We start from the raw sequence: 7,646 nt of genomic DNA, 5'->3' as shown, positions 1-7,646 counted from the left end.
ACCGCGGTCAGCCCGATGAGGACGAGCATCCACCGACCCGCCCGTCCCGGAGCCGCCGGGCGCCGGGCGCCGGGCGCCGCGGCGGCGGGTGTCACAGGCCGGGGGCGCCCCAGACGGGGAACCAGCGGCCGAGGTCGTCCTCGAACGGCAGGTCGGCCCCGACGGCACCGCGCACCTGCAGTTCCAGCGCGTTGTCGCGCTTGTCGCCGGGCTGCGGCGCGAACGGGTAGAAGGTGCCGCGCTTGTAGAGGTAGACCAGCGCGAGCCGCCGGCCGTCGGGGCCGGCGAACCCGGCGAGGGAGCACAGCAGGTGCGGGCCGAAGCCGCCGCCCTCCAGGGTGGCGTTCACCGCGTGCAGGTCGGTGACGAGGTCGGGCAGCTCGTCGGGCGTGTGGGTGGCCAGCAGCCAGGTGTAGCCGTAGGTGTCGGTGCTGATCTCGACCTGGGGGCCCTCATCGGCGTCGAGGAGCTCCCGGACGTCGTCCTGCAGCCGGGCGAACGCGCCGCCCTCGGCGGCGCGGAAGCACACCGAGCCGAGGCCGGTGGGCCGGAAACCGGTGGCGGCCTCCAGCGTGACGGCGGCGGTGGACAGCGCGAACAGCCGGTCGAGATCGGGCTTGACCGGCTTGGACCGGCCGAGCAGCGTGTCCAGGAATCCCATCAGGCTCCCCTGCTGAGCTGGTCGGAGATCGTCGACAGCTGCGCGAGCCGCCGGTCCAGCGTCGGGTGCGTGGAGAACAGCGAGGAGATGCTGAACCCCTTGCCGAACGCCGGGGTGAAGAAGAACGCGTTGAACGCCTGGGCGGAGCGCAGGTCGTTGGTGGGGATCCGCGCGATCTCGCCGGTGACCTTGGTGAGCGCGCTGGCCAGCGCGGAGGGCCGGCCGGTGAGCAGCGCGGCGGCGCGGTCGGCCGACAGTTCCCGATAGCGCGACAGGGCCCGGGTGAGCAGGAAGCTGACCGCGTACGCGACGGCGCTGACGGCCACCACCGCGAGCAGGATCAGGCCGGTGTTCTGGTCGCCGTCGCGGCGGTTGAAGCCGCCCCACAGGCCCCACTCCAGGCCGAGCCTGGTGATCAGGCCGGCGCAGATGCCGAGGAAGGAGGCGATCGTCATGACCGCGACGTCGCGGTGCGCGATGTGCGCCATCTCGTGCGCCAGGACGCCCTCCAGCTCCACCGGGTCGAGCCGGCGCAGCAGCCCGGTCGTGACGCAGACGACGGCCTTCTTCTGGTTGCGGCCGGTGGCGAAGGCGTTCGGGACGTCGGTGTCGGCGATCGCGACGCGCGGCTTGGGCGTGTCCGACATCGCGCAGATGCGGTCGATGACGCCGTGCAGCTCGGGCGCCTCCTCGGCGGAGACCTCCCGGCCGTGCATGGCGAACATCGTCAGCCGGTCGGAGAAGAAGTACTGAGCGAACAGGAACAGCAGCGCGGCGGTGAGCCCGATCACCCCGAAGGTGGGCGAGACGACGAAGAACGCCGTCACGAAGACGACGTAGACCAGCCCCAGCAGGAACATGGTCAGCAGCATGCGGGACGTCAGCCCCCGGTCGGAGGCGTAACGCGTGCGGGCCATCGGATCCCCCAGTTCTTCCCCGATTCACTTGTCACAACGCGCGAGGCCGTCGTTTCGTGCCAGGCCAGGGGTCCGGGGCTCGTCGCCGGGACGGCTCCGCCGCCCGGCCGGCCGCCGGGTCAGTCGGGAATGAGCCCCTCGTCGCCCAGCATGGAGCGGACCTCGTCGATGTGCGCGTCCGCCGGCGGCAGGATCAGTTCGGACGGCGCCAGGCTGTCGGCCGGAAGCGGGGTCCCCACCTTCCGGACGTTGTCCAGCAGGGCGTGCAGCGCGGCGCGGAACGCCGTCTCGTCGCCGGTCTCGATGGCCGCCTCCAGCTCGTCGTCGAGCGTGTTGAGGGCGGACAGCTCGTCGGCGGCCACGTCCAGCTGTCCCTCCCCCATCAGGCGGACGATCACTGCGCACCCCCGGGCTGCTGCGGCCAGGGGGCCTGCTGCGGGGTGTCGTGGGGGTGCTGCTGCGGCCGGGCGGTGGGCGACCCCTGGTTCAGCTCCTTGGGCGCCGGGCCCTGGCCCAGCTCCGCCTTGAGACGTTCCAGCTCCAGGTCGACGCCGGGGCCGGAGCCCATCCGGTCCAGCTCCGCCTGGATGTCGTCCTTCGGGCCGGAGAAGTCCTCAAGGGCACCGGAGGCCAGCAGCTCGTCGATCGCCCCGGCGCGCGCCTTCATCGTCTCGGTCTTCTCCTCGGCGCGCTGGATCGCCAGACCCACGTCGCCCATCTCCTCGGAGATGCCGGAGAACGCCTCGTTGATCTTGGTCTGCGCCTCGGCGGCCGTGTAGGTCGCCTTGATCGTCTCCTTGCGGGTGCGGAAGGAGTCGACCTTGGCCTGCAACCGCTGGGAGGCCAGCGTGAGCTTCTCCTCCTCGCCCTGCAGCTGCTGGTACTGCGCGCGCAGGTCGTTCAGCTGGCCGTCCAGTCCCGCCCTGCGGGTGAGCGCCTCGCGGGCGAGGTCCTCGCGGCCGACCTGCAGCGCCTTCTTGCCCTGGTCGGTCAGCTTGTTCTGCTGCTGCTCGAGCTGGTTGATCTGCAGCTCGAGGCGCTTGCGCGAGGTGGCGACGTCGGCGACCCCCCGACGGACCTTCTGCAGCATCTCCAGCTGGCGCTGGTAGGAGTAGTCGAGCGTCTCGCGAGGATCCTCCATGCGGTCCAAAGCCTTGTTCGCCTTGGACTTGAAGATCATCGACATTCGCTTCATCACGCTCATCGCGCGGCGCCGGTCCCTTCGTGCTGTCGCTCAGTCGTCGCAACTGGGCTCATTGACCACTGCTGGGGTTCTTATCACCCTACGCGTTAACGCGCGAGGCAGCCACGATGTTCGCAGCCGGTAGGCTGATCCCGTGTTCAAGCGTCGTACCCCGGAAGCCCCGGCGAATCCTCCTCAGGTAGTAAAGCCAGGGGGGAAGGGCCGGCCCACTCCCAAGCGCAGTGAGGCCGAGAAGCGCCGCCGCCAGCCGATCACCGCTCCGGCCACCCGCAAGGAGGCCTACAAGAAGCTCAGGGAGCGGCAGGCGTCCGATCGCGTCAAGGCCCGCGAGGGCATGGCCAAGGGGGACTCGAAGTACCTCCTCAAGCGCGACAAGGGGCCCGTGCGCAAGCTCGCGCGCGACTACGTCGACGCGCGCCGCACGGTCGGCTCGTACCTGATGTACGCGATGTTCGCGATCGTGATGCTCAGCCTGCTGCCGGTCCCGGCCGCCCGGCTGCTGGTGCTGTTCGCGCCGCCGGTGCTGCTGCTCGTGGTGTTCGGCGAGGGCCTCATGCTCAGCCGCGGCGTCAAGCGGCTGGCCGCCGAGCGGTACCCCGACGAGGACCCCAAGGGCGTCGGGATGTACGCCGCGATGCGCGCCATGCAGATCCGCCGGCTGCGCGTGCCGGGCCCGCAGGTGAAGGTCGGCGAGAAGGACCGGGTCTGACCGGACGGCCCGTCCGCGCCCCGTCCCGCGCCCCGTCCCGCGCCGGACGATCCTGATCTCCGCCGGGGCTAGGGTCATGACCATGGAGTTTCGAAACCTCGGCCGGAGCGGTCTGAAGATCAGCGAGATCGCGTACGGCAACTGGATCACCCATGGCTCCCAGGTCGAGGAGGAGGCCGCGCTCGCCTGCGTGCGGGCCGCCCTCGACGAGGGGATCACCACTTTCGACACCGCCGACGTGTACGCCGGCACGCGCGCCGAGGAGGTCCTCGGACGCGCGCTGAAGGGACAGCGCCGCGAGGGGCTGGAGATCTTCACCAAGGTCTACTGGCCGACCGGTCCCGGCCCCAACGACCGCGGCCTGTCCCGCAAGCACATCGTGGAGTCCGTCAACGGTTCGCTGCGCCGCTTGGGCACCGACTACATCGACCTCTACCAGGCGCACCGCTTCGACTACGAGACGCCGCTGGAGGAGACCCTCAGGGCCTTCGACGACCTGGTGCGGCAGGGCAAGGTGCTGTACATCGGCGTTTCGGAGTGGCGCGCCGAGGAGATCGAGCGGGCCTTGAAGATCGCCGACGAGATGGGCCTGGACCGGATCGTCTCCAGCCAGCCGCAGTACTCGATGCTGTGGCGGGTGATCGAGAAGGAGGTCGTCCCGCTGTGCGAGCGCGAGGGCGTCGGCCAGATCGTCTGGTCGCCGATCGCGCAGGGCGTCCTGACGGGCAAGTACAAGCCCGGACAGCCGCTGCCCGAGGGCTCGCGCGCCACCGACGAGAAGGGCGGCGCCGACATGGTCAAGCGCTACCTGGACGACGACCTGCTGACCCGCGTCCAGAACCTGCGGCCGGTCGCCGAGGAGCTCGGGCTGTCGATGGCGCAGCTCGCGGTCGCCTGGACGCTGCAGAACCCGAACGTGTCGGCGGCGATCGTCGGCGCGTCCCGGCCGGAGCAGGTCGCCGACAACGTGAAGGCCGCCGGGGTGAAGCTGGAGGCCGACGTCCTGAAGCGCATCGACGACGTGCTCGCCGACTCCGTCGTCCGCGACCCCGACCTGACCGTCAGCCCCCGCCGGCGCCCCTGAGGCGCCTGAGGCGCCCCAGGGCACGCTGAGGCGCGCCGAGGGAGACGCGCGGAGGACACGCACGGAGAAGGCCGCGGGACCATCCGGCCCCGCGGCCCATCCCCGCCGTCCGCACGGCCCGGGTCACTCCGGGTCGTGCAGGCTCATCGCGTACACGACCGTCTCGCCGTCCAGCAGGGTCACCTTGTCGACCTCGCCCGCCCGGAGGCCGCGCCAGTTCTCGCCCAGCCAGCTCTCCGCGTCCGCCTGGGTGGAGAAGGTCTCCTCCGCCACCCCGGCGGACTGCCCGTCCGCCTTCTCCAAACGCCAGCTCCACGCCATCGCGCTCGACCTCCTTCGTCGCGGTGAGACTAGCCGTTCGATCACGCCGCGGCCTCGATCGCGCGGCGCATCCGCTCCGGGTCGCCCGTATCGGACTGGTCCAGTTGCCGGCCGTTCACCCTCACGCTGGGCGTGCCCTGCAACCCGGACGCCAGATAGCGCTCCCTGACCGCCTTCACCTCGGCCGCGTACCGCTGGCTCTTCACGCAGCCGGAGAAGTCGTCTCCGGCCAGCCCGAACGGCGCGCCGTAGGAGACGAGGTCGGACGTGTCGTACCCCTTGCTCTCCAGACTGGCTGGCTGGTGGGAGTAGAGCGCGTCCTGGTAGGAGAGCCAGCGCGCGCCGTCCCCGACGCACCGCAGGGCCGCGGCGGCCCGCAGCGAGTTGCCGTAGGCGGGCTCGGCGCCCGGGGCGAAGATGACCACCGGCCGGAAGACGATCTTGGCGCGGCCGGAGACCGCCAGCTCCTTGAGCATCGGGTCGTGCATGCGGTCGAACGCGCCGCAGTGGGGGCAGGCGAAGTCCTCGTAGACGTCCACGACGGGGCTCGTGACGCCGGGGCGGGCCATGGTGAGGCTCCCGTCATCGCCGGGCGTGGCGACCGCGCCGCCCGCGATCTGGCCCGGCTTCAGCGGCGCCGCGGCGCCGCCTCCCCCGTCATCGTCTCCGCCGGACCGGGTGAGGAGCACGACCGCGGCGACCACGACCAGCACCACGACCAGGCCGCCGCCGGCCAGCGCGATCACCAGGCCCGCGCCCCTGCGGGGCGGCGGGGGCGGCGGCGGCTGCCAGGCCCCGCCGGGCATTCCGGGAGGCATTCCGCCGGGGCCCGGCGGTCCGGGAGGCCCCGGCGGCATGGGCGGCGGCCCGTATCCGGGCGGCGAGCCCGGTCGGCTGCCCGGCTGGTCCGGCCACGGCGCGTTCGGGGGGTATGCCACCGCGTCTCCTCAGGAGGGAACATCTCGACTTCCAGGCCGAGGGTATCCAGTGCGGATCGCCTCTCCCTGGCGGCCGTAGAGTTCCGCTCGACATGAACCGCGACATGAAGATCGAGCTCCGCGCCTTCGCCGGCCCGCGGGGATGGCCGTGTTCGGGCTGTGACTGCGCGTCCTGCAACCGGCTCCGCATCGCCGGGATCCGGCATGAACCGGCCAGTGCCACCATCGATGGCGTCCCTTGGGAGCAGTGCTCCCGCACGGAGGTGCCCGGTGGATACGACGTGACGGGCCCCGGCGGCGGGCGCGTGCTCGTCGCGGCCGGTCCGGGCTCCACTCCGGAGCCGTCCGCCCAGGTGGAGTACGACGCGGTGTTGCTGGATCTGGTCGGCTGCCCAGAACACCTGGGCCGTCTCCGCCGCCTCGGGGCCGTGACGCCCCGGACCGAGGTCATGGCCGTGCACGTCGATCATCGGATCTCCTCCCCCGCCGAGTTGGAGCGCCGGTCGGCGTTCTGGCGGCGGCCACCGGAGGGGCCCTTCCGCACACTGCTCCTCGGGGGCTCGCGGTCGGGCAAGTCCGCCGAGGCCGAACTCCGCCTGGCCGCCCACCCGGACGTGACGTACGTCGCGACCGGCGCGGTCCGAGGCGACGACCCCGAATGGGCCGCGCGGATCGCCGCGCACCGTTCCCGCCGCCCGCCGTGGTGGCGCACGGTCGAGACCACCGATGTCCCGGGCGTCCTCGCGGCGGCGCGGGGCGCGGTCCTCGTGGACGGCATCGGCACGTGGCTCACGGCCGTGGTGGACGCCGCCGACGCGTGGGACGCCCCGGCGCGGGCGCGGCCCGCCGTCGACGACCTGGTCGCCGCCTGGCGCGCCGCCACGGCCCGCGTCGTCGCGGTCAGCGACGAGGTCGGGCTGTCGGTGGTGCCCGCGACGGCGTCCGGCCGCGCCTTCCGCGACCTGCTCGGCCGCCTCAACCAGCGGCTGGCGGCCGAGTCCGAGGAGGCCGCCCTCGTCGTCGCGGGCCGCGTCGTGGAGCTGCCATGACCGGCGGCACCACCCGCACCGCGAAATACGCCCGCGAGGGTTATCCACATAACGGCGTTCCGGCCCGGAGCGGCTGCCGGCGGCGCCACCGTGGGGACATGACGACCACCAGGACGACGGCGGGCCGGGGGTGGTGGAGGCATGGCGGAGGACAGGGCTGAAGACGGCAGACCTGAGAGCGGCAGGGCTAAAGACGGCGGGGCTGGCGGCGGCAGGCATGAAAGCGGCTTGTCTGAGGACGGCAGGGCTGAGGACGGCAGGGCTGAAGGCGTTGTGGCGGGCGGGTTTCGGCTGGCGGTCACGCTGCTGACCGTCGTCCCGCTGCGCACGGGCCGGGTCGACCGGGGCACGGCCCGCGCCGCGATGCTGCTCGCCCCCGCCGTCGGCCTGGTCACCGGTGGCGCCGCCGCGCTGGCCGTCACCGCGGGGGACGCGCTCGGACTGTCGGGCACGGTCGCCGCGGTGCTCGCGGTGGCGGCCACGGCCGCCCTCACCCGGGCGCTGCATCTCGACGGCCTGGCCGATCTCGCCGACGGCCTGGGCAGCGGCCGGCCGGCCGGCGAGGCTCTCGCGATCATGAAGCGGTCCGACATCGGCCCGTTCGGCGTGGTCACGCTGCTGCTCGTCCTGCTGCTCCAGGTCACGGCGCTCGCCGCGGCGCCGCACCCGGCTGCCGCGGCATTGGTCGCGGGCGTCGCCGGGCGCCTGGCTCTGCCGTGGGCCTGCCGGGCGGGCGTGCCGGCGGCCCGGCCCGGCGGGTTGG

Annotated in this window: 10 protein-coding genes; 4 read left to right on the top strand and 6 right to left on the bottom strand. The window is 72.7% G+C overall.

What is annotated here, in order from left to right; translation table 11 throughout:
* Positions 1 to 91: 91 nt before the first annotated feature.
* The 4 genes from pspAB to E1291_RS36520 all read right to left on the bottom strand — a co-directional run bounded on the left by pspAB (position 92) and on the right by E1291_RS36520 (position 2,782).
* The gene (pspAB, locus tag E1291_RS36535) at positions 92 to 661 is read right to left on the bottom strand and encodes a PspA-associated protein PspAB (RefSeq protein ID WP_131742625.1); all 570 of its coding nucleotides are present in this window, start codon (positions 659 to 661) and stop codon (positions 92 to 94) included.
* Positions 661 to 1,578, bottom strand: coding sequence for a zinc metalloprotease HtpX (htpX, locus tag E1291_RS36530; RefSeq protein WP_131742624.1), 918 nt, complete (start codon positions 1,576 to 1,578; stop codon positions 661 to 663). Before htpX ends, pspAB begins: the two co-directional genes overlap by 1 nt.
* A 119-nt stretch (positions 1,579 to 1,697) precedes the next feature.
* Complete coding sequence (gene pspAA, locus E1291_RS36525; protein ID WP_131742623.1) at positions 1,698 to 1,976, bottom strand: PspA-associated protein PspAA; 279 nt, start codon at positions 1,974 to 1,976, stop codon at positions 1,698 to 1,700.
* Positions 1,973 to 2,782, bottom strand: a complete 810-nt coding sequence (locus tag E1291_RS36520) for a PspA/IM30 family protein (protein WP_207401131.1) — start codon at positions 2,780 to 2,782, stop codon at positions 1,973 to 1,975. Before E1291_RS36520 ends, pspAA begins: the two co-directional genes overlap by 4 nt.
* A gap of 133 nt (positions 2,783 to 2,915) precedes the next feature.
* Between E1291_RS36520 and E1291_RS36515 the strand changes: the two genes are divergently transcribed.
* Together E1291_RS36515 and E1291_RS36510 are read left to right on the top strand one after the other, a co-directional pair.
* Complete coding sequence (locus E1291_RS36515; RefSeq protein ID WP_131742622.1) at positions 2,916 to 3,491, top strand: DUF3043 domain-containing protein; 576 nt, start codon at positions 2,916 to 2,918, stop codon at positions 3,489 to 3,491.
* Positions 3,492 to 3,573: 82 nt separating this feature from the next.
* Positions 3,574 to 4,575, top strand: coding sequence for an aldo/keto reductase family protein (locus E1291_RS36510; RefSeq protein ID WP_131742621.1), 1,002 nt, complete (start codon positions 3,574 to 3,576; stop codon positions 4,573 to 4,575).
* Between the two features lie 123 nt (positions 4,576 to 4,698).
* On the opposite strand, the gene E1291_RS36505 is transcribed toward E1291_RS36510, so the two are convergent.
* Complete coding sequence (locus tag E1291_RS36505; RefSeq protein ID WP_131742620.1) at positions 4,699 to 4,896, bottom strand: hypothetical protein; 198 nt, start codon at positions 4,894 to 4,896, stop codon at positions 4,699 to 4,701.
* Between the two features lie 41 nt (positions 4,897 to 4,937).
* Entirely contained in the window at positions 4,938 to 5,834 is an 897-nt protein-coding gene (locus E1291_RS36500; protein WP_131742619.1) for a DsbA family protein, read from the bottom strand.
* Between the two features lie 92 nt (positions 5,835 to 5,926).
* On the opposite strand from E1291_RS36500, the gene E1291_RS36495 reads away from it, so the two are divergent.
* Both E1291_RS36495 and E1291_RS36490 read left to right on the top strand, forming a co-directional pair.
* Entirely contained in the window at positions 5,927 to 6,883 is a 957-nt protein-coding gene (locus E1291_RS36495) for a bifunctional adenosylcobinamide kinase/adenosylcobinamide-phosphate guanylyltransferase (RefSeq protein WP_242614602.1), read from the top strand.
* Positions 6,884 to 7,156: 273 nt separating this feature from the next.
* The coding region (locus tag E1291_RS36490) for an adenosylcobinamide-GDP ribazoletransferase (RefSeq protein WP_242614601.1) at positions 7,157 to 7,646 on the top strand (490 nt) is incomplete at its 3' end.

The sequence above is a fragment of the Actinomadura roseirufa genome, assembly GCF_900659635.1.
GTDB classification, from domain to species: Bacteria; Actinomycetota; Actinomycetes; order Streptosporangiales; family Streptosporangiaceae; genus Spirillospora; species Spirillospora roseirufa.
This window is presented reverse-complemented; position numbering and strand designations above follow the sequence as displayed.

Bases quoted from the DNA above. Each gene is read 5' to 3' on its own strand.
- E1291_RS36495 (WP_242614602.1), top strand. From the start codon at position 5,927: ATGAACCGCGACATGAAGATCGAGCTCCGCGCCTTCGCCGGCCCGCGG.
- htpX (WP_131742624.1), bottom strand. From the start codon at position 1,578: ATGGCCCGCACGCGTTACGCCTCCGACCGGGGGCTGACGTCCCGCATG.
- pspAB (WP_131742625.1), bottom strand. From the start codon at position 661: ATGGGATTCCTGGACACGCTGCTCGGCCGGTCCAAGCCGGTCAAGCCC.
- E1291_RS36505 (WP_131742620.1), bottom strand. From the start codon at position 4,896: ATGGCGTGGAGCTGGCGTTTGGAGAAGGCGGACGGGCAGTCCGCCGGG.
- E1291_RS36510 (WP_131742621.1), top strand. From the start codon at position 3,574: ATGGAGTTTCGAAACCTCGGCCGGAGCGGTCTGAAGATCAGCGAGATC.
- E1291_RS36520 (WP_207401131.1), bottom strand. From the start codon at position 2,782: ATGAGCGTGATGAAGCGAATGTCGATGATCTTCAAGTCCAAGGCGAAC.